The sequence below is a fragment of the Photorhabdus heterorhabditis genome (assembly GCF_018448905.1).
Classification (GTDB): domain Bacteria; phylum Pseudomonadota; class Gammaproteobacteria; order Enterobacterales; family Enterobacteriaceae; genus Photorhabdus; species Photorhabdus heterorhabditis.
Genome location: NZ_RCWA01000022.1, coordinates 51,542 through 77,974, shown reverse-complemented (window position 1 = coordinate 77,974; position 26,433 = coordinate 51,542). Strand labels below are relative to the sequence as shown.

General features: G+C 42.5%; 25 protein-coding genes, 1 tRNA gene and 1 rRNA gene. 21 read left to right on the top strand and 6 right to left on the bottom strand.

The genetic code is table 11. The annotated features are described in order from the left end of the window. Positions 1 to 4 precede the first annotated feature (4 nt). From rrf to EAE89_RS14405, 3 genes are all read left to right on the top strand, one after another. Positions 5 to 120, top strand: a 5S ribosomal RNA gene (gene rrf, locus EAE89_RS14415). A gap of 50 nt (positions 121 to 170) precedes the next feature. Beyond that, positions 171 to 247, top strand: a tRNA-Asp gene (locus EAE89_RS14410). Between the two features lie 138 nt (positions 248 to 385). Next, positions 386 to 1,168: an endonuclease/exonuclease/phosphatase family protein gene (locus tag EAE89_RS14405; protein WP_054480024.1), complete on the top strand. Its 783-nt coding sequence runs from the start codon at positions 386 to 388 to the stop codon at positions 1,166 to 1,168. Between the two features lie 345 nt (positions 1,169 to 1,513). On the opposite strand, the gene EAE89_RS14400 is transcribed toward EAE89_RS14405, so the two are convergent. Then, positions 1,514 to 2,887 carry an amino acid permease gene (locus EAE89_RS14400; RefSeq protein ID WP_054480025.1) on the bottom strand — a complete coding sequence of 458 codons (1,374 nt, stop codon included), beginning with the start codon at positions 2,885 to 2,887 and terminating at the stop codon, positions 1,514 to 1,516. 170 nt (positions 2,888 to 3,057) lie between these two features. Between EAE89_RS14400 and queE the strand changes: the two genes are divergently transcribed. Beyond that, positions 3,058 to 3,729, top strand: a complete 672-nt coding sequence (gene queE / locus EAE89_RS14395) for a 7-carboxy-7-deazaguanine synthase QueE (protein ID WP_054480026.1) — start codon at positions 3,058 to 3,060, stop codon at positions 3,727 to 3,729. A 44-nt stretch (positions 3,730 to 3,773) separates the two neighbouring features. On the opposite strand, the gene queD is transcribed toward queE, so the two are convergent. After that, positions 3,774 to 4,136, bottom strand: a complete 363-nt coding sequence (gene queD / locus EAE89_RS14390; RefSeq protein ID WP_054480027.1) for a 6-carboxytetrahydropterin synthase QueD — start codon at positions 4,134 to 4,136, stop codon at positions 3,774 to 3,776. Positions 4,137 to 4,394: 258 nt separating this feature from the next. On the opposite strand from queD, the gene cysJ reads away from it, so the two are divergent. The 3 genes from cysJ to EAE89_RS14375 are packed head-to-tail and all read left to right on the top strand — an operon-like array spanning position 4,395 to position 8,658. Further along, positions 4,395 to 6,197 (top strand): NADPH-dependent assimilatory sulfite reductase flavoprotein subunit, encoded by a 1,803-nt coding sequence (gene cysJ, locus EAE89_RS14385; RefSeq protein ID WP_054480028.1) that lies wholly within the window; start codon positions 4,395 to 4,397, stop codon positions 6,195 to 6,197. Next, on the top strand, positions 6,197 to 7,927 hold the full coding sequence (gene cysI, locus EAE89_RS14380) for an assimilatory sulfite reductase (NADPH) hemoprotein subunit (protein ID WP_214086107.1): 1,731 nt from the start codon (positions 6,197 to 6,199) through the stop codon (positions 7,925 to 7,927). Before cysJ ends, cysI begins: the two co-directional genes overlap by 1 nt. Further along, complete coding sequence (locus tag EAE89_RS14375) at positions 7,924 to 8,658, top strand: phosphoadenylyl-sulfate reductase (protein WP_214086106.1); 735 nt, start codon at positions 7,924 to 7,926, stop codon at positions 8,656 to 8,658. Before cysI ends, EAE89_RS14375 begins: the two co-directional genes overlap by 4 nt. A gap of 117 nt (positions 8,659 to 8,775) precedes the next feature. Here EAE89_RS14375 and EAE89_RS14370 read toward each other — a convergent pair whose 3' ends face one another. Both EAE89_RS14370 and EAE89_RS14365 read right to left on the bottom strand, forming a co-directional pair. Next, positions 8,776 to 9,132: a type II toxin-antitoxin system HicB family antitoxin gene (locus EAE89_RS14370; RefSeq protein WP_054480031.1), complete on the bottom strand. Its 357-nt coding sequence runs from the start codon at positions 9,130 to 9,132 to the stop codon at positions 8,776 to 8,778. Further along, positions 9,129 to 9,386: a type II toxin-antitoxin system HicA family toxin gene (locus EAE89_RS14365; RefSeq protein ID WP_214086105.1), complete on the bottom strand. Its 258-nt coding sequence runs from the start codon at positions 9,384 to 9,386 to the stop codon at positions 9,129 to 9,131. Before EAE89_RS14365 ends, EAE89_RS14370 begins: the two co-directional genes overlap by 4 nt. A gap of 285 nt (positions 9,387 to 9,671) precedes the next feature. Here EAE89_RS14365 and cysG point away from each other — a divergent pair, with 285 nt between their 5' ends. The 14 genes from cysG (at position 9,672) to EAE89_RS14295 (ending at position 22,613) form a co-directional block, all read left to right on the top strand. Further along, the gene (gene cysG / locus EAE89_RS14360; RefSeq protein WP_054480032.1) at positions 9,672 to 11,084 is read left to right on the top strand and encodes a siroheme synthase CysG; all 1,413 of its coding nucleotides are present in this window, start codon (positions 9,672 to 9,674) and stop codon (positions 11,082 to 11,084) included. A gap of 10 nt (positions 11,085 to 11,094) precedes the next feature. After that, positions 11,095 to 12,003 carry a sulfate adenylyltransferase subunit CysD gene (cysD, locus tag EAE89_RS14355; RefSeq protein WP_054480033.1) on the top strand — a complete coding sequence of 303 codons (909 nt, stop codon included), beginning with the start codon at positions 11,095 to 11,097 and terminating at the stop codon, positions 12,001 to 12,003. 11 nt (positions 12,004 to 12,014) lie between these two features. After that, positions 12,015 to 13,457, top strand: coding sequence for a sulfate adenylyltransferase subunit CysN (gene cysN, locus EAE89_RS14350; RefSeq protein WP_214086104.1), 1,443 nt, complete (start codon positions 12,015 to 12,017; stop codon positions 13,455 to 13,457). A gap of 1 nt (position 13,458) precedes the next feature. Then, on the top strand, positions 13,459 to 14,091 hold the full coding sequence (cysC, locus tag EAE89_RS14345; protein ID WP_054480035.1) for an adenylyl-sulfate kinase: 633 nt from the start codon (positions 13,459 to 13,461) through the stop codon (positions 14,089 to 14,091). A gap of 284 nt (positions 14,092 to 14,375) precedes the next feature. Further along, a complete protein-coding gene (ftsB, locus tag EAE89_RS14340) occupies positions 14,376 to 14,696 on the top strand; it encodes a cell division protein FtsB (RefSeq protein WP_054480036.1) in 321 nt (106 codons plus the stop codon). Positions 14,697 to 14,701: 5 nt separating this feature from the next. After that, a complete protein-coding gene (gene ispD, locus EAE89_RS14335; RefSeq protein WP_054480037.1) occupies positions 14,702 to 15,454 on the top strand; it encodes a 2-C-methyl-D-erythritol 4-phosphate cytidylyltransferase in 753 nt (250 codons plus the stop codon). Then, entirely contained in the window at positions 15,451 to 15,924 is a 474-nt protein-coding gene (gene ispF, locus EAE89_RS14330) for a 2-C-methyl-D-erythritol 2,4-cyclodiphosphate synthase (RefSeq protein WP_054480038.1), read from the top strand. The genes ispD and ispF overlap by 4 nt, the downstream gene beginning before the upstream one ends. 3 nt (positions 15,925 to 15,927) lie before the next feature. Continuing rightward, on the top strand, positions 15,928 to 16,977 hold the full coding sequence (truD, locus tag EAE89_RS14325; protein ID WP_214086103.1) for a tRNA pseudouridine(13) synthase TruD: 1,050 nt from the start codon (positions 15,928 to 15,930) through the stop codon (positions 16,975 to 16,977). Further along, positions 16,955 to 17,719 carry a 5'/3'-nucleotidase SurE gene (surE, locus tag EAE89_RS14320; protein ID WP_054480040.1) on the top strand — a complete coding sequence of 255 codons (765 nt, stop codon included), beginning with the start codon at positions 16,955 to 16,957 and terminating at the stop codon, positions 17,717 to 17,719. The genes truD and surE overlap by 23 nt, the downstream gene beginning before the upstream one ends. Then, positions 17,713 to 18,342, top strand: a complete 630-nt coding sequence (locus EAE89_RS14315) for a protein-L-isoaspartate(D-aspartate) O-methyltransferase (RefSeq protein ID WP_420806677.1) — start codon at positions 17,713 to 17,715, stop codon at positions 18,340 to 18,342. Before surE ends, EAE89_RS14315 begins: the two co-directional genes overlap by 7 nt. Positions 18,343 to 18,510: 168 nt before the next feature. Next, entirely contained in the window at positions 18,511 to 19,479 is a 969-nt protein-coding gene (gene nlpD, locus EAE89_RS14310; protein ID WP_188093393.1) for a murein hydrolase activator NlpD, read from the top strand. Positions 19,480 to 19,530: 51 nt separating this feature from the next. Next, positions 19,531 to 20,529, top strand: a complete 999-nt coding sequence (rpoS, locus tag EAE89_RS14305; protein WP_214086102.1) for an RNA polymerase sigma factor RpoS — start codon at positions 19,531 to 19,533, stop codon at positions 20,527 to 20,529. A 1,037-nt stretch (positions 20,530 to 21,566) separates the two neighbouring features. Further along, positions 21,567 to 22,274, top strand: coding sequence for a restriction endonuclease subunit S (locus tag EAE89_RS14300; RefSeq protein ID WP_036772720.1), 708 nt, complete (start codon positions 21,567 to 21,569; stop codon positions 22,272 to 22,274). Between the two features lie 9 nt (positions 22,275 to 22,283). Continuing rightward, the gene (locus EAE89_RS14295; RefSeq protein ID WP_054480043.1) at positions 22,284 to 22,613 is read left to right on the top strand and encodes a zinc ribbon domain-containing protein; all 330 of its coding nucleotides are present in this window, start codon (positions 22,284 to 22,286) and stop codon (positions 22,611 to 22,613) included. Between the two features lie 78 nt (positions 22,614 to 22,691). On the opposite strand, the gene miaE is transcribed toward EAE89_RS14295, so the two are convergent. Both miaE and mutS read right to left on the bottom strand, forming a co-directional pair. Further along, a complete protein-coding gene (gene miaE / locus EAE89_RS14290) occupies positions 22,692 to 23,453 on the bottom strand; it encodes a tRNA isopentenyl-2-thiomethyl-A-37 hydroxylase MiaE (RefSeq protein ID WP_054480044.1) in 762 nt (253 codons plus the stop codon). 3 nt (positions 23,454 to 23,456) lie between these two features. Further along, positions 23,457 to 26,012 carry a DNA mismatch repair protein MutS gene (gene mutS / locus EAE89_RS14285; protein WP_054480045.1) on the bottom strand — a complete coding sequence of 852 codons (2,556 nt, stop codon included), beginning with the start codon at positions 26,010 to 26,012 and terminating at the stop codon, positions 23,457 to 23,459. Positions 26,013 to 26,433: the final 421 nt, after the last annotated feature.

The following is a 26,433-nucleotide window of genomic DNA, read 5'->3' as shown; positions in this document are numbered from 1 at the left end:
TATGCCTGGCGGCGATAGCGCGGTGGTCCCACCTGACCCCATGCCGAACTCAGCAGTGAAACGCCGTAGCGCCGATGGTAGTGTGGGGTCTCCCCATGCGAGAGTAGGACACTGCCAGGCTTTAAATTAAAGTTTTATGTTGTAGCGACATAGGACACAAGGAATTCGGTGGTGCGGTAGTTCAGTTGGTTAGAATACCGGCCTGTCACGCCGGGGGTCGCGGGTTCGAGCCCCGTCCGCACCGCCACCTAATTTCTAAAGGAAACCCTGAGAGAAATCTCAGGGTTTTTTTGCATATAAATATTAAAATAAATAATTATCTTATTATATTTGATAAAATCAGATAGTTTTAGTAGTTCCTTTCTGCATTGAAGGGGTTTTTCTCGTGGTAAAGAAAACCTATGCAATAAGATATGTCGCTGGACAACCTGTTGAACGTGTCTTTCCTATGTCAGCTCATCAGCTTGGGAAATTATTGCCTGTAGGAATACCCTTGATTACTGATACAAATGGACTTAGGGTTGTTGTCTGGAATATCTATAAACAGCAGCGCCCTTCATGGCGAAAAGTTTTGAAGGAACTTGCTAAAGAAAGCCAGTTAATTTTATTACAAGAAGCGCAAACAACTCCTGATTTAGTTGAGTTTGTTACTTCAAATTATCTGACGGCTGATCAAGTTCCTGCGTTTGTATTGCCACAACATCCCTCTGGTGTGATGACATTAGCAACTTCTCATCCCATTTATTGTTGTCCATTGAGAGAGAAAGAGCCTCTTTTGCGTTTATCTAAATCGGCTCTTATCACCGTTTATCCTTTACAGGATAATCGCCAGTTAATGGTTATCAATGTACATGCGATAAATTTTAGTTTTGGTGTAGATGTATATAGCCGTCAACTGAATAATATTGGTGCTCACGTTCGTTTACATCATGGCCCGGTAATTATGGCTGGTGACTTTAATGCATGGAGTAAGCAGAGATTAAATGCTTTGAGACGGTTTGCCCGATATTTGCATCTCAACGAAGTTTCTTTTATTGATGATTGTCGAACAATTGCGTTTGGAAGACCTTTGGATTTTATTTTTTACCGAGAGTTAAGTATAGCTAATGCTACTGTTATACCTACCGACGCTTCCGATCATAATCCTCTTATTGTAACTTTTTATTAATATTTTGAGAATATATTTTTATGAAATGGATTTTTATTTATAGTAAATTCTTGTTTGATTTAATATTTTGAAAAATAAGGATAATTTATTCTTTTGATAATGAAATAATGTCTCGTGAGATTAAATTAATTTCTTCATTATATCTACTATTATAATTCTGTATTTATATGTTGTTTAATATATTTTTTAAAATTAGATTCTCGATATTTTAATGTAATTTATAATTTTCATATTGTGAAAATAAATCAGACTTACTATTTAAATAATAATAATATAAACATTAAGGACGATAGGAATAAATGCCAGAATAATCTGGCATTTATTGGTATAAATTATTTATTTGGCTTAATGAGGTTTGGGATTATTTTTCTTTATACTCAAGAAATAGATGATTGATAATAAAGCTATCCATATAATTCCCACAATTAATGCAATACGGGTTTTCTCGAAATAGCCTAGCAATATAATGACAAATACCATAAAGATAATTGTTAACGCTGGGGCTATTGGCCACATAGGAATAGGGAATTTTAGCGTTTTAACTTCTTCCTTACTCATTTTTCGGCGCATAGCAACCTGAGAAAGTAGGATCATCAGCCATACCCACACAGTGGCAAATGTTGCGATAGAAGCAATGATAATGAAAATTTGTTCTGGGATTAGATAGTTGAGTATAACACCAACCAATAGGACAACTGACATGACTACAACTGTCATCCATGGTACACCATTACGGCTCAGTTTGGTGAATGATTTAGGTGCTTGTCCTTCTTGAGCCATACCATACATCATACGGCCAGCACCAAAAATATCGCTGTTAATCGCCGAAACTGCGGCAGTAATAACCACGATATTAAGAATATTCGCTGCGGAATTGATGCCCAGACTAGAAAAAATCTGTACGAATGGGCTACCTTCCTGACCTATCTGATTCCACGGATAAATACACATAAGAATAAACAGAGTTAATACGTAGAACAGCAGGATACGGAAAGGAACAGCGTTGATTGCTTTTGGAATAGTTTTTTCAGGATTTTTGGCTTCGCTAGCCGTAATACCAATGACTTCAATACCCCCAAAAGCAAACATTACAATGGCGAGAGAAGCTATCACACCACTAATACCATTAGGCATAAAACCGCCATATTCCCATAAGCTGGAAATGCCGGTTACGTGGTCTGTTTGTTGGCCGAACCCATATATCATAATGGTCATACCTCCAACAATCATGGCGATAATTGCAGTGACTTTTATAATAGAAAGCCAGAATTCCATTTCGCCAAAGATCTTCACATGGCAAAGATTAATTGCGCCAATAAAGCAGACAATACTCAATACCCAGATCCATTGTTCCACATGAGGGAACCAAAGCTTCATATAAAAGCCGAATGCAGTAACGTCAGCCAAGCAGACGATAAGCATTTCGAATATATAATTCCATCCGGTCAGAAATCCTGCCAAAGGACCGAGATAATGGCTGGCATAGTGTGAAAAAGAACCGGCTACTGGATGGTGAACAGCCATTTCACCTAATGCACGCATCACCATAAATACGGCAGCACCGCCGATTAAATAGGCGAGTAATACGGCTGGGCCAGCTTGCTGGATAGCAGCTGCGGAGCCATAGAACAGCCCAGTGCCTATTGCGGAACCTAATGCCATAAAGCGGATATGCCGCCCGGTTAGACCCCGTTTCAGCTGAGTTTCATTATTCTGCATTATTTATTCCTGTCACTTTCTCAGTGCTAGATATATTTTAAGCACACAATGCCCCGACGAGCTGTATGTTAGCCAAGTGAAGCAAACCGTGTACCTTACCATAAAGATTGATGTTCGCGGGATAGATATCTGCAATAATGCGCTCTTACCTAATGAAACCAGAGATTTTTATGTTTTACCCGATTAACGAAGTATTTCAGACATTGCAGGGAGAAGGTTTTTTCACGGGAGTCCCGGCAATTTTTATTCGTCTGCAAGGGTGTCCAGTCGGTTGTAGCTGGTGTGATACTAAACACACTTGGGAGAAAAAAGCTGAAAAACAGCGGATGTTGGAGACAGTCTTACTGAAGACGGGTGAAAGTGATGAATGGGGTGAAGCATCACCTAAGCAAATTGCAGCACTTTTTGTTCAACAGGGATATACCGCGCGCCATGTTGTGATTACTGGTGGTGAGCCTTGTATTTACGATCTTGTTCCTCTGACTGAAGAATTGGAAAACCTTGGCTATCAATGTCAGATAGAAACCAGTGGTACGTATCATGTTAAATGCTCTGCGGCTACTTGGGTGACTGTTTCACCAAAAGTTAAAATGCGTGGTGGTTATCAGGTATTGCAGCAGGCTTTGCAAAGAGCTAATGAAATAAAACACCCGGTTGCACGGGAAAGAGATATTGAAGCATTGGATGAGTTATTGGCGACATTAGATGACAACTCATCGCGTATTATTGCGTTGCAACCGATTAGCCAGAAAGAAGATGCCACTCGTTTATGTATTGAAACTTGTATTGCCCGCAATTGGCGGCTTTCTATGCAAACACATAAATATCTGAATATTGCCTGAGAAGAGATTACTGCACTAGAGATTTCCTGGTGCAGTAACTTATTTTATTTTCCGCGGAAAATGCAGCCTGCATTACAGGTTTCTTTCACCATAACGGCACTTAGTTGTGGAACTTTGGGTTTAACTTTAGCCCAAATCCAGGCTGCCAGTACTTCGCTGGTCGGGTTTTCTAGCCCAGGGATATCATTTAGGTAGTGGTGATCTAGCTGTTCCCAAACAGGTTTAAAAATAGTTTTTAGATCAGCAAAGTCCATAATCCAGCCACTATGAGGATCTACTTCCCCGGTAATTTCCAGCCGTACTATAAACGAATGCCCATGTAGACGCCCGCATTTATGGCCTTCTGGAACATGTGGCAGACGGTGGGCGGCTTCAAATTGAAAGTCTTTAAAAATCGTTGTGCTCATAGTGGTTCTCCCTGACTTCAAAAAACCCGTTATTCTACCCGATCTTCTGAATTAAACCCGGTTTTTTCCTTTTTTTGCAATTGTCCTTATTAACTGTTTTATAGGTATATTAAATCTGTAAATATGGTTAGGCGTTTTGGTTATTTGATATTGCGATAGTTTCTTTAAATAGTGACAAGTTGCTGAGATAACCTTACTAACTATCCCTATTTATTAAAAATAACGGACACTGGTAACCGTAAAGGGCAGCATAGGATAATGAGCATAAAACCACCTTCAATTTCACTTCTTCCGGTTTCGCCTGAACAACTAGCGCGTTTGCAATCGGCAATTGGGGATTTTTCTTCAAATCAATTAGCTTGGTTGTCTGGTTATTTTTGGGGAATGGTGAATCAACAGTCACAGTCTCAGGTTGTGGCTTCGGCGGCACCGGTACAAGAGACAATTACATTAATTTCAGCTTCACAAACAGGTAATGCTCGTCGTTTAGCTGAGCAACTGCGTGATACTTTGTTGGCAGAAAAGCTCAATGTTAATTTGGTCAATGCTGGTGATTATAAATTTAAGCAAATTGCTCAAGAGAAGATATTAATAATTATTGCTTCTACTCAAGGGGAAGGAGAACCTGCCGAAGAAGCGGTTGCACTATATAAATATCTTCATTCTAAAAAAGCACCAAAGCTGAGTGATACTGCATTTGCAGTTTTTAGTCTGGGTGATATTTCTTATGAGAAATTCTGTCAGGCAGGAAAAGATTTCGATAACCGTTTGAATGAACTCGGTGCTCAACGGCTGCTGGATCGTGTAGATGGTGATGTGGAATATCAAGAGGCCGCAGCCCAGTGGCGTAAGCAATTAACTGAAATCCTGAAACAGCGTATTCCTGCTCAGACAGAGACTGTAATTGTTTCTACACAGAGCAGCTCGGTAAATGAAGTTTTCTCAACGTCTTATACTAAACAAGCACCACTGACCGCTGCCTTATCAACCTGCCAGAAAATAACTGGCCGTGGTTCTGATAAAGATGTCCGCCATATTGAAATTGATCTGGGAGATTCAGGTCTGCGTTATCAGCCTGGTGACGCTTTGGGAGTTTGGTTTGAAAATGATCCAGATCTGGTGGATGAAGTTTTGAATCTGCTCTGGTTGAAAGGAACAGAACCTGTTGAGATTAATGGACAGAAATTATCATTAACAGAAGCGCTGATCAGCCATGTTGAACTCACTCAAAATACCAGTGTGATTGTAGAAAAATATGCTGTTCTGGCGAAAGATGAAAAGTTGCTTTCTCTGATTGCTGATAAACAGGCATTGCAGCAATACGCTCACAATAAACCTATCGCCGATATGATAAGAGAAGCGGCTTCTCAGCCCGAAGCACAGCAGTTTATTGATTTACTGCGACCGCTGACACCAAGGCTCTATTCAATTTCTTCCTCCCAGGCTGAAGTGGAAAATGAAGTTCATATTACAGTAGGTGTCGTTCGTTATGAAATTGATGGACGCGCTCGCACTGGCGGTGCGTCCGGCTACTTAGCGGATCGTTTGTCAGAAGAGAGTGACATTCGTATTTTTATTGAACATAACGACAATTTTCGTTTGCCGACTGATCCACAAACACCTGTCATTATGATTGGGCCGGGAACCGGGATTGCCCCATTCCGGGCATTTATGCAGCAAAGAGATGCAGATGGAGCAGAGGGGAAAAATTGGCTGTTCTTTGGTAATCCACATTTTACTGAAGATTTTCTCTATCAAGTGGAATGGCAGCGTTATGTGAAAGAGGGCCTGTTAACCCGCATTGATCTGGCATGGTCCCGCGATCAGCAGCATAAAATTTATGTACAAGACAAACTGTGTGAGCAGGGTGAAGAAGTATGGCGCTGGATAAAGGAAGGTGCACATCTGTATGTGTGCGGTGACGCAAACCGCATGGCGAAAGATGTAGAGCATACATTGCTAGATATTATTTCTAAGCATGGTGGCATGGATATCGAACAGGCAGATGAATTCTTAAGTGAACTGCGCCTTGAGCGCCGTTATCAGAGAGATGTGTACTAATGAGCGATAAACAACATGGTCCTTTGATTGTCGAAGGTAAGCTGGCTGACAGTGAGCGTATGAAGCGAGAGAGCAACTTCTTGCGAGGTACGATTAGCGAAGATTTAACTAATGGTTTGACAGGAGGTTTTGAAGGGGACAATTTCCTGTTGATTCGTTTTCATGGCATGTATCAGCAGGATGATCGTGATATCCGTGCCGAACGAGCAGAGCAAAAGCTGGAACCACGTCATGCAATGATGTTGCGCTGTCGTTTGCCGGGTGGCGTTATTACACCACAGCAATGGCTGGGGATTGATAAATTTGCAGAAGAGAACACGCTCTACGGTAGTATCCGGTTGACTAATCGCCAGACATTTCAATTTCATGGCATTTTGAAAGGAAATGTAAAACCGGTGCATCAGTTGCTGAATCAGGTCGGTTTGGATTCGCTTGCGACGGCGAATGATGTTAACCGAAATGTGCTTTGTACCTCAAACCCTATTCAATCAGAGCTGCATCAGCAAGCTTACGAATGGGCAAAGAAAATCTCAGAACACTTGCTGCCACGTACCCGTGCTTATGCTGAACTCTGGTTGGATAAAGAAAAAGTCGCGACGACCGATGAAGAGCCGATTCTGGGGCCTACTTATTTGCCGCGTAAATTTAAGACCACGGTAGTTATTCCTCCGCAGAATGATGTTGATCTACATGCCAACGATCTGAACTTCATTGCAATTTCAGCAGATGGCAGGTTGGTTGGTTTTAATGTGCTGGTGGGTGGTGGTTTAGCAATGACTCACGGCGATAAAAATACCTATCCGAGTTTGGCGAGTGAGTTTGGCTATATTCCGCTTGAGCATACACTGGCGATTGCTGAAGCTGTGGTGACAACTCAGCGTGATTGGGGTAACCGGACTGAGCGTAAAAATGCCAAAACCAAATATACGTTGGAGCGGGTTGGCGTTGACACTTTTAAAGAAGAAGTGGAGAAACGCTCAGGTGTGAAATTCGAAGCAATTCGGCCTTATGAATTTACTGGTCGTGGTGATCAAATTGGTTGGTTAAAAGGAATCGATGATAAATGGCATTTGACACTGTTTATTGAGAATGGTCGCCTCTTAGATTACCCTGGTAGACCGTTGAAAAGTGGCATTGCTGAAATTGCAAAAATTCACAAAGGGGATTTTCGTCTGACTGCCAATCAGAACTTAATCATCGCGGGAATTCCTGAAGGTGATAAACAACGAATTGAAACTATCGCCCGTGAACATGGGTTGATTAACGATAAAACCACTGTCCAGCGCGAAAATTCAATGGCTTGTGTCTCTTTCCCAACTTGTCCGTTGGCAATGGCTGAAGCAGAACGTTTCTTACCAGAATTTGTCACTTATGTTGAACAGCTGATGAGTAAACACGGTATTGGTGATGAACATATTGTTTTACGGGTGACAGGTTGTCCGAATGGTTGCGGGAGAGCTATGTTGGCGGAAGTGGGATTGGTGGGTAAAGCGCTTGATCGTTATAACCTCCATCTTGGTGGTAATCGGATCGGTACCCGTATTCCACGCATGTATAAAGAGAATATCAGTTCGGAAGAGATCTTATCCATCATGGATAAACTTATCGGACGCTGGGCTATAGGTCGGCAGCCAAATGAATGTTTTGGTGATTTCTTGATCCGCACAGATATTATTAAGCCAGTACTGGATTCGGCCCGTGATTTTTATGATTGGCAGGAGGTGGTATGAGCCAATTCAGTTTATCTCAATGTGTCAGTATGACCGCTGAACAGCAAGCGCAATCACTGGCGGAGATTAATCTTCGGCTTGAAATGATGGATGCTCACCAGCGGGTAAACTGGGCATTGGAAAATTTGCCAGGGGAATTTGTTCTTTCCTCCAGTTTTGGTATACAAGCGGCGGTATGTCTTCATTTAGTGACACAAGAATATCCTGATATTCCGGTCATTCTTACTGATACCGGTTATCTATTCCCTGAAACTTATCAATTCATAGATAAACTCACAACGCAGTTAAAACTGAATTTACAAGTATTTAGTGCTGAGCATTCTCCGGCCTGGCAGGAAGCGCGTTATGGGAAATTGTGGGAACAAGGCGTAGAGGGAATAGAACGTTACAATCAGATTAATAAAGTTGAACCAATGAATCGGGCTTTGAAAAATCTGAGAGCACAAAGTTGGTTTGCTGGTTTACGCCGTCAGCAATCTGAAAGTCGATCAAAATTACCGGTTTTGGCTGTACAGCGCGGAGTATTTAAGATTTTGCCGATTATCGACTGGGATAACCGGCGCGTGCACCAATATCTGACAAAGCATGACTTGGAATATCATCCATTATGGGAACAAGGTTATATTTCTGTTGGTGACATCCATACAACTCAAAAATGGGAACCGGGTATGAGTGAAGAACAAACCCGTTTTTTTGGCTTGAAGCGAGAATGTGGGTTACATGAGAATTAAAAACCCAGTATTTCCTGAGTGGGATTGATGATCAAGCCCTCGCTTTGTTTTAAGGCGAGGGTGATGATTAATATAAATAGTCTGAAAGACAATTTAGTCCTGATGTGTAATGGATTTTTACGCGTGTTTCATTCGTTCATTTAAAGTTTCAATGATGAACGCATTCACCGAAATCTGGTGCTCGGCTGCTGCACAATGCAATCGCTCTCCAAATGATTCGGGGTAGCGCAGAGTAAATGTTTTGATTTTTTCTTGCCTTGCATAAGGTTCAATACCTGATGCGCTACAATCTTCAATATATTCATGTAGAGATATTTTGCCCTCATCTTGCAATCCCTGAATACTATCAGAGACAAAATCACAATAACCAGACAGCCCTAAAAATTTACCCCTGAACATGCCAATTTCTGGCACGTAGCTAATAATAGCCTGCTGTCCGGCTATTACCATTGTATTTTGTACTGTCATCTTCATGGCTTAACTCCTATGCTTTCTAACCATTCTCGTAGGCTGACGACGGCTCCTTTGTCAGTATCTGGTGAGGGATGTGGACGGTGAAACCTGGAAATACTACCGCTTAGCAACAGCCTGCAACGTGAACCTTTCCCCTCTTTAACCTCACCTCCCAGAGCGATTATGAGTGATTCCACGTCAGACCACTTAATTCCCGCAGGAACAGGCATTTTAAATATCTGCTCCAACGTATTTTTTTGCCTCTTCCTGAGCATTGAAACCTATTCTTTCATTTCTCGTATTGCTTTCTGTGAAGTCAGATTATGAAGTTATATTGAACTCAATGATATATGAAGTCAAATTTTGAAGTCATTTATTTTTCCTGCCCTTAGCGATTTAGTGCAAAAAAACACACTAGCCCTGTTCTAGAGAGGTTGGCTATATTCCATTACAGAACTATTAATTCCTTTTTATCATTTTATAACTTGACCACCGACTCATATATTCATTCGAAACAGTTTCATTACTTATAAATATTTCACTGGATATCAAGGGCAATTGTGGATTACTTACCGATATTTGTTGAACTTAAAGGGCGGTTTATATTACTTATCGGTGGTGGAGAGGTGGCGGCACGTAAAGCAACCCTACTACTACGGGCAGGTGCATTATTACGGGTTGTAGCCCCTGAATTGTGCTCAGAATTACAACAGCGTTATCAAGTGGGGGAGGTGGAATGGGATCAGAGAGAATTCCAACCTGAATATCTTGATGGCATCTTTTTAGTGATTGCCGCGACTGATAACCATGCTCTTAATCATCGGGTCTTTGCCGAGGCTGATAAGCGCGGTATTTTGATCAATGTGGTTGATGATCAGTCTCATTGCTCATTTATTTTTCCATCAATAATTGACCGTTCGCCAGTTCTGGTGGCGATTTCATCAGCCGGAAAAGCGCCGGTATTAGCACGTTTAATCCGAGAAAAGCTGGAAGCGTTACTTCCTTTCAGTCTTGGTACGATGGCGAAAATTGCCGGCAATTGGCGTGAACGTGTGAAACAGCGATTAACTTCTATGCGCCAGCGCCGCTCTTTTTGGGAACACGCTTTCAATGGACGTTTTGCTATGCTGGTTGCAAACGGCCAGATCCAACAAGCGGAAAAGCAGCTTGAACAACAACTGGAACAGCCTGATTTACCGGGAGAACTGGCTTTGGTTGGGGCAGGTCCGGGTGATCCGGGATTGCTGACGTTAAAGGGATTACAGGTTATTCAGCAGGCTGATGTGGTACTTTATGATCATTTGGTCAGCAGAGATGTATTGGATCTGGTTCGCCGTGATGCAGATAAAATTTGCGTTGGTAAAAGAGCGGGCAATCACTCTGTTTCTCAGGCGGAAACTCATCGGTTAATAGTGAAATTTGCCAGACAAGGGAAAAAAGTAGTTCGTCTTAAAGGTGGTGATCCCTTTATTTTTGGTCGCGGGGGAGAAGAGTTACAAGTTGCAGCATCAGCAGGTATTCCTTTTCAGGTCGTACCGGGAATTACTGCCGCTATCGGAGCGACTGCGTATGCCGGAATTCCGCTAACTCACCGGGAATATTCGCAGAGTATCACTTTTATTACCGGTCATTGCCGAGAAAATGGTAATGAATTGGATTGGCAGGCTTTGGCCGGAGGTCATCAGACACTGGCGATTTATATGGGAACGGTAAAAGCCGCCTTGATAAGTCATCAACTTATTTTACATGGGCGAGCGGAAGATACACCCGTGGCCGTTATTGGTTGTGGTACTCGCCCAGAACAGCAAGTATTGACAGGCACTTTGCTCGAACTGGAACAGTTAGCACAGCAGGCACCGTCACCGGCCTTACTGGTAGTGGGTGAGGTTGCTCAACTCCACCATCAGATAGCTTGGTTCGGGCAACAACCTATTGCCACGGTAAGCCGTCCGGCAGTAGTCGATTTTGCATAAGGGAGTCGTAATGGACGAGAAAAGATTGACACACTTGCAGCAACTTGAAGCTGAAAGTATCCATATCATGCGGGAAGTGGCCGCAGAGTTTGAGAATCCGGTGATGCTTTACTCCATTGGTAAAGATTCTTCAGTCATGCTTCATCTTGCGCGTAAGGCGTTCTATCCGGGAACACTGCCATTTCCTTTATTGCATGTGGATACAGGCTGGAAATTCCGCGAGATGTACGAGTTCCGCGATCGTACCGCTAAGAATTATGGTTTTGAACTATTGGTGTATCGCAATCCGCAAGGGGAAACCATGGGAATAAACCCATTTATTCATGGTAGCGCTAAACATACTGACATCATGAAAACGGAAGGATTGAAACAGGCATTGGATCAATATGGTTTTGATGCAGCTTTTGGTGGCGCTCGTCGTGATGAAGAAAAATCGCGTGCCAAGGAGCGTATTTATTCATTCCGTGACCGTTCTCATCGCTGGGACCCTAAAAACCAGCGTCCTGAATTGTGGCGTAATTACAACGGCCAGATTAACAAAGGTGAAAGCATTCGAGTGTTCCCGCTGTCTAACTGGACTGAACTGGATGTTTGGCAATACATCTATCTGGAGCAAATTGATATCGTTCCTCTCTATTTTGCCAAACCACGCCCGATACTGGAGCGTGATGGCACACTGATTATGGTTGATGACGACCGGATCGATCTGAAACCTGGCGAAGTTATCAGTCAACGCAAAGTACGATTCCGTACTCTTGGTTGCTGGCCACTAACAGGAGCGGTGAAATCCGATGCTGAAACACTGCCAGAAATTATTGAAGAGATGCTGATATCTACGACAAGTGAGCGGCAAGGGCGGCTGATTGACAGTGATCAATCTGCTTCTATGGAACTGAAAAAACGTCAGGGTTATTTCTAAGGAGAACGACCATGTCAGCACTTGCACAAAATGAAGTTATTGCTCATCAAATTAAACAACAGGGTGGTGTGGAGGCTTATCTGCGTGCTCAACAGGATAAAGGATTACTGCGTTTCTTGACCTGTGGCAGCGTGGATGATGGTAAAAGTACGCTGATCGGACGTCTGTTACATGATACCTGTCAGATCTACGAAGATCAGCTTTCAACCTTGCAAAATGACAGCAAACGGATCGGTACCCAAGGTGAAAAATTGGATCTGGCTTTGCTGGTGGATGGTCTTGCCGCAGAGCGCGAACAGGGTATTACCATTGATGTGGCTTATCGCTATTTCTCAACAGAAAAACGCAAATTTATCATTGCTGATACACCGGGCCATGAGCAATACACCCGCAATATGGCAACTGGCGCATCGACTTGTGATCTCTCTATTCTGTTAATTGATGCCCGTAAAGGTGTTCAGGAGCAGACTCGTCGTCATAGTTTTATCAGTACATTGCTGGGAATTCGCCACTTGGTGGTTGCCGTGAATAAAATGGATCTGATGGAATACTGTCAGGAAGTTTTTGATCAGATCAAACAGGATTATATGAATTTCGCCGCTCAATTGCCGACAGATTTGGTAGTTTATTTTGTTCCGATCTCAGCACTGGATGGCGACAACATTGTCACCAGAAGTACCAATATGGCTTGGTATGAAGGGCCAACATTGTTGGATATTCTTGAAATCGCAGATGTGAAGAAAGAAGCATCGAAGCAGTTATTACGTTTCCCGGTACAATATGTCAGCCGGCCTGATCTCGATTTTCGTGGTTACAGTGGCACTCTCTCATCTGGGGTTTTGCGTAAGGGGCAGAAAATTAAAGTCATGCCGTCCGGTGTAATCTCTCAAGTGGCGCGGATCGTAACGTTTAATGGTGATTTGGATTTTGCTGTCCCTGGTGAAGCAATCACCGTGGTATTGAAAGATGAAGTCGATATCAGCCGGGGAGATCTCCTGATTTCTGCTGATGATGAAATGATTGTTACTCGGCATGCGTTGGTGGATGTGGTATGGATGTCTGAACAGCCTTTGGTGCAGGGACAGAATCTTGATATCAAAGTGGCGGGTAAAAAGAGTCGTGGAAAAGTTGAAAATATTCAGTATCAAGTGGATATCACTAGCCTGACACAACGGGTCACTGTTAATTTGCCCTTGAATGCAATCGGGTCGGTGGAATTTTCTTTTGAGGAACCATTAATGCTCGATAGCTATCAACAAAATAGTGATACTGGCGGCATTATTTTTGTTGATCGGCTGACTAATGTTACTGTTGGCGCGGGTTTGGTACGAGAAATTCAGACAGATGTTTATGAAGGACCAAAAGAATTTAGTGAATTTGAACTGGAATTGAACCGGTTAATTCGTCGCCATTTCCCGCACTGGGGGGCCAGAGATTTACTGGGAGGTAAATAAGTTGGCTGACATTGAAAATTTGGTGCCGAAAAATGTGGTCTGGCATGCACATCAACTGACCAGAGCGCAGCGAGAAGCTGAAAATGGACATCCTGCACTGGTTATTTGGTTCACAGGTTTATCAGGTTCTGGGAAATCCACTGTGGCCGGTGCTTTGGAACAGGCACTGTTTCAACGAGGAATAAAAACTTATCTACTTGATGGCGATAATCTGCGTCATGGCCTTTGCAGTGATTTGGGCTTTTCTGAACAGGACAGGCAGGAAAATATCCGCCGGGTGGGTGAAGTTGCCAATTTGATGGTAGATGCGGGTTTAGTCGTGCTGACTGCTTTTATTTCCCCTCATAAAGCAGAGAGGCAAAAGGTTCGTGAACTACTGGAGCCGGGGCAATTTATTGAAGTTTTTGTCGATACGCCGTTGGAAATCTGTGAATCCCGTGATCCTAAAGGATTATATAAAAAAGTTCGTGCGGGTGAAATTCGTCATTTTACGGGGATTGATTCAGTTTACGAGGTTCCTGAGCACCCGGAAATTTACCTTTCAGGCCAACAACCTGTTGAAGCATCGGTGGAACAGTTGCTGATGGAACTGGAAAAGCGTGGAATTATACGTTTAACAGTTAATAACGCATAACATTCATATATACCTAATAGATTTCAAGATGGATCGCGACGGCCAGGGAGCGAATCCCCGGGAGCATAGATAACTATGTCATAGAGAACTCTGTGACCGGGGTGAGTGAGTGCAGCCAACCAAGAGGCAACTTGAAAGATAACAGGTATAAAGCACATTATTAAACTTCTGTGATGTGCTTATGTAATAACTTCATTCAACTATTTTTTCCCCTATCATGTTTTGTGATAGTAGCGTCATTCTTTGAGTTATGGGATGATTGACAGATATTTCAGGGGGCGGAAATGGGTAAGCTAACGCTGCTATTACTGGTTTTACTCGGATGGTTACAGTATTCACTGTGGCTTGGCAAAAACGGTGTTCATGATTATGTGCAGATTAAGAATGATGTTGCTGCGCAAGAACGCAAGAACAGTAAACTTAAAGTGCGCAATGCTCAGCTATCGGCGGAAATTAATGATCTCAATGGTGGGCAGGAAGCTATTGAAGAACGAGCCCGTAGTGTACTGGGTATGGTAAAACCTGGTGAGACCTTCTATCGTTTAATCGCTGATAAATCTAAAGAAAACACTTCACTGCCCTCGACACCTAATAATACTCAATAATCAAAATGAACAATCTATTACTTCGTTCCTGTGCTGATATTATTGCTTTGATACCAGCTGCGGGTATTGGCAGCCGAATGAATTCGGATTGCCCAAAGCAGTATCTGTCTATTGCTGGAAAAACTGTTATTGAACATACCTTAGCTGCATTACTTGGTCATCCTCGTATTCAGCGCATTGTGGTTGTTTTAAATCCCGCTGACACTCAGTTTCAATTCCTTGACGTTGCTTCAGATCCACGCATTACTACGGTAACCGGTGGTGAACAGCGTGCAGATTCTGTATTAGCTGGTTTAAATTATTTGGCTCATTTGGCCGAAAATAATCATTGCTGGGTTTTGGTACATGATGCAGCTCGCCCCTGTTTACACCACGACGATCTTGAACGTTTGCTACAACTAACAGAAGCAGAGGTGCGGGGAAATATGGCATGTGGTGGTATTTTGGCATCTCCGGTCCGCGATACGATGAAACGTGGACGGGTTGATCAGGCGGTTATTGACCATACGGTAGAACGTCAAGATCTCTGGCATGCACTGACACCGCAGCTTTTTCCATTGATGTTACTGAGAGATTGCTTGTCAAAAGCACTTTCGCAACACGTCAACATCACTGATGAAGCTTCTGCATTGGAGTATTGTGGTTATCAACCAGTATTGGTTAACGGGCGTTCTGACAATATAAAAGTTACGCGCCCTGAGGATTTGGCATTGGCAGAATTTTATCTGTCCAGAAAATGTAAGGAGCAGGCATCATGAGAATCGGACATGGTTTCGATGTGCATAAATTTGGTGGTGAAGGGCCGATTATTATCGGTGGTGTCCGCATCCCTTATGAACAAGGACTACTGGCGCACTCTGATGGTGATGTTGCGCTACATGCAGCAACAGACGCCTTGTTAGGAGCTGCGGCATTGGGTGATATCGGTAAATTATTTCCTGATACTGATCCCGCATTTAAAGGGGTGGATAGCCGTAAGTTATTACGTGAAGCCTACCGTCGTATCAGAGAAAAGGGTTACCGGATTGGTAATCTGGATATCACGATTATTGCGCAAGCACCAAAAATGCTGCCGCATGTTCCGCAAATGAGAGTCAATTTGGCTGAAGATCTGCAATGCCACCTTGATGATATCAATGTAAAAGCCACAACCACCGAAAAATTGGGATTTGTTGGGCGTAAAGAAGGTATTGCTTGCGAAGCGGTTGCTTTGCTGGTTAAGGAATAATTGATGGTATTAGCTGAATTAAACTGGCTGTATGGACAACCGGAAGCAACTGGAATATTAAAAGCTTCGCCGGAAGATTTTATTGTCTGCGAAGATTTGGGGTTTTCTCCTGACGGAGAAGGAGAACACTTGATGGTACATATCCGTAAAACGGGTTGTAATACTCAATGTGTTGCAGATAATCTCGCCCGTTTTGCTGGAGTATCCTCTAAATCGGTTAGCTATGCGGGTTTAAAAGACCGTAATGCAGTGACAGAACAGTGGTTTTGCTTACACCTACCGGGTAAACAGAACCCTGATTTTGCATCGTTTCAGCTTGAAGGGTGTGAAATTCTGGCGACAGAACGTCAGAAACGTAAACTTCGTATCGGCGCATTGAAAGGAAATTCATTCACACTGATTTTACGCGAAATCAGTCATCACCAGTTTGTTGAAAACAGATTACAGCTGATTCAGCAAGGTGGAGTTCCTAATTATTTTGGTGAACAGCGTTTTGGGCATGATGGACAAAATCTGGTTCAGGCGCAGCGTTGGGCAAATAATGAGATTCGGGTAAGAGAGAGAAATAAACGCAGTTTTTACCTATCAGCCAGTCGCAGTGCTATGTTTAATACGGTGGTCAGTGCGCGGATTGCTCGGGATCAGCAGCGGCAAGTGATTAATGGTGATGCTTTACAATTGACAGGGCGTGGCAGTTGGTTTGTTGCTAATGAAGTTGAGTTGCCTGTATTGCAACAGCGGGTAATTGACAATGAACTACGGATAACGGCTCCTCTGCCTGGTCATGGTGAATTGGGAACATTGCATCAATCTGCGGATTTTGAGCGGCAATGTTTGCAGCCCTATGAATCGTTATGGGAGCTTATTAAGCGTGAAAGAGTGGATTGCTCCCGCAGAGCCATACTGGTGCAACCTCAGCACTTGAGCTGGGAATGGTTAGATAATGCCACTGTAAAAATCAGTTTCTGGTTGCCAGCTGGTAGTTTTGCTACCAGTGTGGTCAGGGAAATCATCAAGCAGGATCAAAATGATGTTACGAATATTACTGAGTAATGATGACGGTGTCACTGCACCAGGGATTCAGGTTTTAGCAGCAGCTTTACGGGAAAGTTATCATGTGCAGGTTATTGCGCCTGACCGTAACCGGAGTGGTGCATCAAATGCATTGACACTTGATCGTTCGTTAAGAATTAATACGCTGGAGAATGGCGATATATCGGTATTGGACGGTACACCGACAGATTGTGTCTATCTTGGCGTTAATCGCCTGGTTCTCCCTCGCCCGGAAATTGTTATTGCTGGTATTAATCGAGGTCCTAATCTTGGGGATGATGTGATTTATTCCGGTACAGTTGCTGCTGCAATGGAAGGCCGTCACTTGGGATTACCTGCTTTGGCTATTTCACTTGATGGCGAACGGCATTACGAAACAGCGGCAGAAATCACATGTCGTTTGCTGCAAATGTTACAAACAACGTCTTTGAGAGCGGGTAATATTCTGAATGTGAATGTTCCTGATCTGCCACTTGAGCAAATTAAAGGTTTTCGAGTTACACGTTGTGGTAGTCGTCATGCCGCGGAAGAAGTCTATTCCATGCAAGATCCAAAAGGGAATACACTTTACTGGTTGGGGCCGCCAGGAGATAAACGTGATGCCGGTCCTGAAACAGATTTTGCAGCTGTAGAGCAGGGGTATGTATCCATTACGCCATTGCAGGTAGATCTGACTGCGTATAAAGCGCAGGAATTAGTGAAAGATTGGTTAATTAAAGCTGAGGTTAATGGAGAATGCTGAGTAGTCGGGCAATGCAAAATTTGCTGACACAATTGCGCCAGCAGGGAGTAAACGATGAGTGTTTACTGGCAGCTATTTCAGCTGTGCCCAGAGAACGTTTTGTCGATGAAGCGCTGGCTCATAAAGCTTATGAAAACACCGCCTTACCTATAGGTTATGGGCAAACGATTTCTCAGCCTTATATTGTTGCTCGCATGACTGAACTGCTTCAATTAACACCGGATGCTAAGGTGCTGGAAATTGGTACCGGCTCCGGTTATCAGACGGCAATATTAGCTCGTTTGGTTAAACATGTTTTCTCGGTAGAGCGGATAAAAGGTTTACAATGGCAGGCTAAACGTAGGTTGAAACAGCTTGATTTACATAATGTTTCAACCCGTCATGGCGATGGTTGGCAAGGGTGGCCGTCGCGTGGGTTGTTTGATGCTATCATTGTGACCGCAGCGCCTCCGTATATCCCACAAGAACTTATGTCCCAGCTTTCTGATGGTGGTGTTATGGTTTTGCCCGTTGGTGAGCATACACAGCTTCTTAAGTCGGTGAAACGTCATGGCAATGGTTTTCATAGCGAAGTGATCGAAGCTGTACGTTTTGTCCCTCTTGTGCAAGGGGAATTAGCTTAATTTCTTAGCCTATTACAACTATTTTTCAATTAATGGTTATATCTGCTTTAATAAGCGAAATATTTTTGTTTTGAGATTTTTGTGGTTATGTATGATCTTTAAGAATTGTTGGTTTTTACGCTTATATTTGCCGTTATGGGGGAAGGAAGTATGAATTCAGGAAGCCCAATGAAAAAAATACAGCGGATTGTAACTTGTTCATTGATAGGAATCTGGTTAGTCGGCTGTGCAAATACACCGACTCGCCCTGCGCCTATCACCAGTGTCGATCAGGAACAAAATCGGAGTATCAGTCGTCCGGTAATATCTTCTGGCAGCTCTGCTATATCTACACCAATGGCATCTTCACCTTCATCAATTAGTGCTACTGGTGGAGATTCACAAGGGGGAATAGTTTATAACCGCAATTATGAAAATATTCCTAAAGGTAGCTATAACGGCAATACTTACACAGTAAGACATGGTGATACTCTGTTTTATATTGCATGGATTACTGGCAATGATTTTCGTGATCTTGCGAGCAAAAATAATATTTCAGAACCTTATAGTCTAACGGTGGGGCAGACTTTGAGGACGGGTAATAGTGGGATTTTAACCACTTATAACCATAATCAAATTCAAACAACCCTGGTTGATTCTCAATCAACTAATGCGTATCCTGCAAATTCTGGAAAACAAAAGAGTGTAAAAATGTTGCCACAGGCAACGACCTCAACAATAAACAATACGTATGTAAAGTCACCGACGACAACCGTAAGCAGTGTTGTTAGTCATTGGATGTGGCCTGCTGAAGGTAAAGTGATTGAGAATTTCTCTGATACCCAAGGGGGTAACAAAGGGATTGATATTGCAGGTAGTCGTGGTCAGTCAGTATTTGCGACATCAGGTGGTCGGGTGGTATACGCCGGAAATGCCTTACGTGGATATGGAAATCTGATAATTATAAAACATAACGATGACTACCTGAGTGCCTATGCTCATAACGATACAATGCTGGTTCGTGAGCAACAGGATATTAAAGCAGGGCAGAAAATTGCCACTATGGGTAGCACCGGTACTAGCTCTGTAAGATTACACTTTGAAATTCGTTACAAGGGAAAATCCGTAAACCCGCTGCGTTATCTTCCGCAGCGATAAACTGGGCAGAATGCTGAATTCTGCCTGCATTATCTCGGGTAGGGGCAGCTTATGAGCCAAAATACGCTGAAAGTTAGTGATTTGTATGATGATGCGGATTTAGATGAAAGCGGTATTGAAGCTGACGACTTCGATGAGAAATTATTGAAGAATGGTGAGGGTGACCTAACTGATCTTGAGAATGACTTAGATGTATTGCAGGGTATGAACCAGCGAGTTCTTGATGCAACACAGCTTTATCTCGGAGAGATTGGTTTTTCTCCTCTGTTGACGGCAGAAGAAGAGGTTTTTTTTGCAAGGCGGGCATTACGTGGTGATGTATTGGCCCGCCAGAGAATGATTGAAAGTAACTTGCGATTGGTTGTTAAAATCTCCCGCCGTTACAGCAACAGAGGCTTAGCCCTTCTTGATTTGATTGAAGAAGGTAATCTTGGTCTTATCCGTGCTGTTGAGAAATTTGACCCGGAACGTGGATTCAGGTTTTCTACCTATGCAACATGGTGGATTCGGCAGACTATTGAACGGGCTATTATGAATCAAACTCGTACTATCCGGTTGCCTATTCATATTGTTAAAGAACTTAACGTCTACTTGCGTACTGCAAGAGAACTTGCCCATAAATTAGATCATGAACCCAGTCCAGAAGAGATAGCAGAAAAACTGGATAAATCGGTTGATGACGTCAGTCGTATGTTGCGATTGAATGAACGTATTATTTCGGTTGATACACCAATTAGTAGCGATTCTGACAAAGCACTATTGGATGTTTTATCAGATGAGAATGAAACAGGGCCGGAGGGAACAACACAGGAAGATGATATGAAAAAGAGTATCGTCAAATGGTTGTTTGAATTAAATTCGAAGCAACGTGAAGTATTAGCGCGTCGTTTTGGTCTCTTGGGCTATGAAGCGGAAACTTTGGAAGATGTGGGCAAAGAGATCGGTTTGACAAGGGAAAGAGTGCGTCAGATCCAGGTCGAAGGCTTGCGACGTTTAAAAGATATTATGCAAACCCAAGGTTTGAATATTGAATCATTGTTCCGTACTTAATTGTTGAGTAGTTTAGCTACTTGGGTTCTGAAGAGCTGTTATCCCTGTTTTTGCATTGTTGATGCTTGGTATTATCAGGTTCTTCAGTACCCGGTGGTTAATTATCTCTAATCTAGAGCGGTCTACACGGGTTATAATTATAAGCGAGTTTCTTATCATTCTATTAGTAATCACCAAAGATTTTATCTGTACTTACAGAATCGATCGGCCTACCTACCCATATCGCAGCGTCTACAAAGCAATTTAAATGATATTAGTAACGAGTTTATGTAAGAGAATTGTGAGTTTATTGTCATAGATGTTGTGTTTTCTATTACCATGAAATCGGTTATCTTTCTGTTTCGGTCAATCGCTTATAGGCTATAGTGCATTTTCGTTGGCGAGAAAGATGCCTGCTATAGCAACTGACTATCCTTATGGGAAACTTTACTTATAATCGATTCTGTTATGCATTAATAAATTTAATGACAAATATATTTTTGCTGATAATATAGGGCCGGTTTTATGAGTGAAAGCAGAAATAAGCTATTGACTGATAGAATAGGAGTCAGATTCGCTGTGTAATATTGCTAATGGTGGAAAAAACAGAGCGATAACAATTATCCCTTAGTTTTGTGGGTAAATGAATATCAGCGAAATAAACAAAATCTATAGAGGATATTAGCACTGGAATGTGCGATACAGCCATTTTTCATAAGGTAGTGGGTTATTGAATAATCAAATACTCAGTTTTTTCAGCAGCTTATTATGCTATAAACCGTATTCTACGGATTTTTTCGATTTGGCTTTTATCGGAGAAGAGAGTATTGCTTAAGTATTATTCATATCTCTTCTATTGTGAAAGATATGAATTCTCTTCGCGAAAAAACAGCATCTAATACGGTATAGTTTTGAGCGTGCAAAAACCTATAATCTGACATTCCTTTATTGACTTGTGTTTATAAAGATAAGGTGCCAAGTGTATCTAGCAGTATTAATAAATAAGTAAATTAAGGAATGAAACGATTACATGTTGATGGTATTGGATTGGAGGTTTAGTGAGTAGCGAGAGTCTTTTTAAGAAATGTAAAGCCTGCGGAAAAGATGTTAGTAAAACAGCTAATTCTTGTCCAGGATGTGGTGTAAAGATAAAAAAAGCAAATTTTATTAAAATTTTTGTTTTATGCATTGCCATCTTGATATTGATTAAGATAATCGCGAGTTGGAGTGAGGATGATGGAAAGCTTCAATCAGATACTGCTTCTGATACTAAAACTGTGGTAAAAAAACATGAAGCCACTATACCATCCGATCAGGCTAAATTTGTCCAGATAGTATCATCTTTCGTGGATAAATATTCTAGTGCAAAAAACGAACTCCAAAAATCATCATTAAGGGAACAGCGGAGAGTTGCACTTGCTGATGCATTTACTCAAAATTCTATTAATTCTTGGATTGGTACAATAACTGAGTTGAAAACGAACAATGACGGGAAAGCTATTTTGTCGGTAAAAGTGTCGCCAAATATTGAGTTGGCAACATGGAATAATGAATTTTCTGATATTCGTTCGGATACGTTAATTGAAAAAGACTCTACTGTTTACGATGAACTCTTTTCTTTATCTGTTGGACAGAAAGTCGAATTTTCCGGGTATTTATTTTCGTCATCGATTGATTTTTTCGAAGAAAAGAGTCTGACTACTGATGGATCTATGAAGAATCCAGAATTTTTATTTAAATTTTTCTCGGTGAAAACTGTTAACTAAGGATAAAAAATGGCATTAATAAATTGCCCTGAATGTTCAAATAGTGTTAGTGACACTTCGATTAAATGCCCGACTTGTGGTGTTCAATTGAGAAAACCTAAACGGAGCTTTTTTGGCAAGATCATTAAATGGATATTTATCGCGTTTAATGTGCTGATGGCCTATTGGCTCATTGGTGGCATGAATGCAGCTACTGAAAATATGGATCAATTATCTAATGCGGAACAGATTGGCGCGGCTATCGGTACAGGACTAGGTGCTGCAATGATTATGGGGATTTGGCTTGTTGGCGATATTATTTTAGGGATATTTGTGCTCCTTACCCGTCCAAAAGCTTAATTTGGGTTTAACAACAGATTAAATTAAAAAAAGGTGAGTATTGGCTCACCTTTTTTAATCAATGTGACATTGCTATATTCAAACTACAGGAATGCCACTGTGAAATTTAAAATCGCTATCTGGATTTTGAATCAACTCAGCTTCAATACGGCCAAAATAGTTAACTCGTTCGGTAATATCTTCATTAGCGATAGATTGTGCCAGTGCAAGATAGTCCTGGTAATGGCGTGCTTCAGAGCGAAGTAGTGAGATATAAAATTTACTCAATTCTTCATCCAGATGTGGTGCTAGTTTAGCAAAGCGCTCACAGGAGCGTGCTTCAATATAAGCCCCGATAATCAGCTTATCTATCAGTGTATAAGGTTCGTGGTTGATGATGTGGCTGAGCATTCTTTTAGCATAACGGCTGGCGCTGATGCTTTCATAGCTGATATCGCGTGCATTCATGATTTCTAGCACCTGATAGAAGTGATGTAACTCTTCTTTAATCAGCAATACCATTTTATCAATCAGATCTTGACCATATGGGGAATTAGCTTTGGCGGTGATCTGTTTGGTCGCTTGGTTCTGACTTCTTAATGAATTGAGATCGCCAATCTTCTTATAGGCAAAATCTTCATAGGGTTTAAACCATGTTAGAAGTGTATCCGCACTTCGCTGATCTACTGCATACTTGCGGATCAAATACATTGCGCTCTGTGCTGCTTTTAGTTCGCATAACAGATGATCCCGTAGAAGCACCGGTAAATTTTCAGGCTGTTTTGCTTTATCTACCCATAAGTCTGGGGTTTCACACTGCAAAAAACGGTATATTGGTTGTAAGAGGCTTTTATTGAACACTTTTTACACCATATCTTTTAGCCGATAAATCCATTCCAAAGCTTGACGCGGAGTCAGTGAGTCTGGATTGAGATTTTCCAATGCTTCGACTGCCGGTGATATCTCTTCTGTTAATAACGCAAGTTGCGGTGTATCGACATGACTTGCGGTTGCATGGTTGGATAGCGATTCTAGTTCTTTAAGTTTCTGACGCGCCCGTTTGATAACTTCACGGGGAACCCCGGCGAGGGAAGCGACTGCCAGCCCATAACTCTTACTTGCCGCACCATCCTGTACACTGTGCATAAATGCAATAGTATCTCCATGCTCTACCGCATCCAGATGAATGTTGACCACACCTTCGAGTTTTTCCGGCAACGTAGTTAGTTCAAAATAGTGAGTGGCAAATAAGGTCATTGCTTTAATGCGGTTTGCCAGATTTTCTGCACATGCCCAGGCCAGAGAAAGACCGTCGTAGGTTGATGTGCCTCTGCCAATTTCATCCATCAAGACCAAGCTTTGTTCTGTTGCATTGTGCAGAATGTTAGCGGTTTCTGTCATTTCCACCATAAAGGTTGAACGGCCAGATGCTAGATCATCGGAAGCCCCCACACGGGTAAATATGCGATCAACCGGGCCGATGATGGCTTTTTCAGCAGGTACAAAGCTACCGATATAGGCCAGAAGTGTAATCAATGCTGCTTGACGCATATAAGTACTTTTACCACCCATATTTGGACCGGTAATAATCAACAGACGTCGTTGTGAGGATAAAGAAAGCGGGTTGGAGATAAAAGGTTCACTCAGAACTTGCTCAACAACGGGATGGCGGCCACCGGCAATTTGAATTCCCGGTTTATCACTCAATGTTGGGCAAACATAATTCAGGGTTTCAGCACGTTCTGCCAGATTTGCTAACACGTCAAGTTCAGCCAGTGCTTCGGCGCTGGCTTGTAATTCGGCCAAATGAGGCAGCAACAGATCAAATAATTCTTCGTAAAGCGCTTTCTCTATTGCCAGAGATTTCCCTTTAGAAGTCAGAACCTTATCTTCATATTCTTTTAGCTCGGGGATGATATAACGCTCAGCATTTTTCAGTGTCTGGCGGCGGACATAATGAATTGGCACCAGATGGCTTTGCCCTCGGCTAACTTGAATATAGTAACCATGAACACCGTTAAAGCCGACTTTTAGAGTATCGATACCCAGTTTTTCTCGTTCGCGGATTTCCAGTTGTTCCAGATAGTTACTGGCACCATCAGCCAGTGTGCGCCATTCATCCAGTTCGCTGTTATAACCCGGTGCGATTACACCACCGTCCCGAATCAATACCGGTGGTGTTTCTACAATCGCTTTTTCAAGCAATTCCTGTAATTCATCAAACCTGCCGATATTTTTCTGCAATTGCTTGATGTAGGGGGAATCTGAGGAGTCCATAATTTGATGGATATCCGGTAATTGCTGGAATGCATGGCGCATTTTTGCCAGATCCCGTGGTCGGGCTGAACGTAGAGCCAGGCGCGCCAATACACGTTCCAGATCACCTACTTGTAGCAAGAATGGCTGTAACTCCAACCCAATTTCCTGCAAGGTAGCAATAGCTTGTTGACGATTTTCTAATATTTGGCAGTCCCTGACAGGAGCATGCAACCAGCGTTTCAACATTCGGCTACCCATTGGGGTAACACACAGATCAAGAATGGAAGCAAGAGTATTATCTGTACCACCAGACAAGTTTTGTGTCAGTTCCAGATTACGACGGGTTGCCGCATCCATAATAACCGCATCTTGCTGGCGTTCGATGGTGATACCACGAATATGTGGTAGAGCTGTGCGCTGAGTATCTTTGACGTATTGCAATAAGCAGCCTGCGGCACGCAGAGCGAGTGCTGCTTTTTCCACACCAAAGCCAACCAGATCACGGGTACCAAATTGCAGATTCAGTTGCTGTTTTGCTGTATCCAGTTCGAATTCCCATAAAGGGCGACGGCGTAAGCCATGGCAATGTTCAATCAGAGCCATGTGTTCAAAGCTTTCAGGATAGAGTAATTCAACGGGACGGGTACGTTGCAATTCGGCGACCATCGTTTCCTGTTCTGCCATTTCAGATATTTGGAAGCGACCGGAGGTTACATCCAGCGTGGCGTAACCAAATCCTTGATTATCGTGCCAGATAGCGGCGAGCAGGTTATCTTGCCGTTCCTGCAATAACGCTTCATCTGTCACCGTTCCGGGGGTAACAATGCGAACGACTTTGCGTTCAACAGGGCCTTTGCTGGTGGCAGGATCACCAATTTGCTCACAGATAGCGACTGACTCACCCAATTGAACCAACTTAGCTAGGTAGTTTTCTACTGCATGATGTGGCACGCCTGCCATTGGAATCGGGTTACCGGCTGATTGCCCTCGTTTGGTCAGCGAGATATCCAGTAGTTTTGCGGCTTTTTTGGCATCGTCATAAAATAGCTCATAGAAATCTCCCATTCTGTAAAACAACAGGATATCAGGATGCTGTGCTTTAAGACGGAGATATTGCTGCATCATGGGCGTGTGGGTGTCGAAAGTTTCTGTATTAATCATGCAGTTGTCTTAGTTAAGTTTGTGAATCAATTCTTCCGTTATGGTATCGCACCAAGCTTTAAACTTACACAAGTAAAATCTGGAAGTAATTCGCAAATTTAGTTGGATTTTAGTCTTGTTAAATTGTAAGGATCTGAATAAATCGGAAATTAAGGACAGATATACTGCTACCGCGCGGTAAAATTGAAAGTAAAAAAATAACAGAGAATATGTCATCAAAATTAAACTGGTTAATTTAGCGAGGTTTACCAGTCTGGTATACCAAGACTGTTTTCATTATTTACAGTTAAAGTAGCAAAAGATCTGGTTCTATATGGAAGGTAAAGCGGCGTTGCCGAAATGGCTTAAAACATTTCCCAATGTTGACGGGTTTTTGCTTTCTAGCCCGAAGCTATCCCTGCCTTGATAAGAAATACCTGAT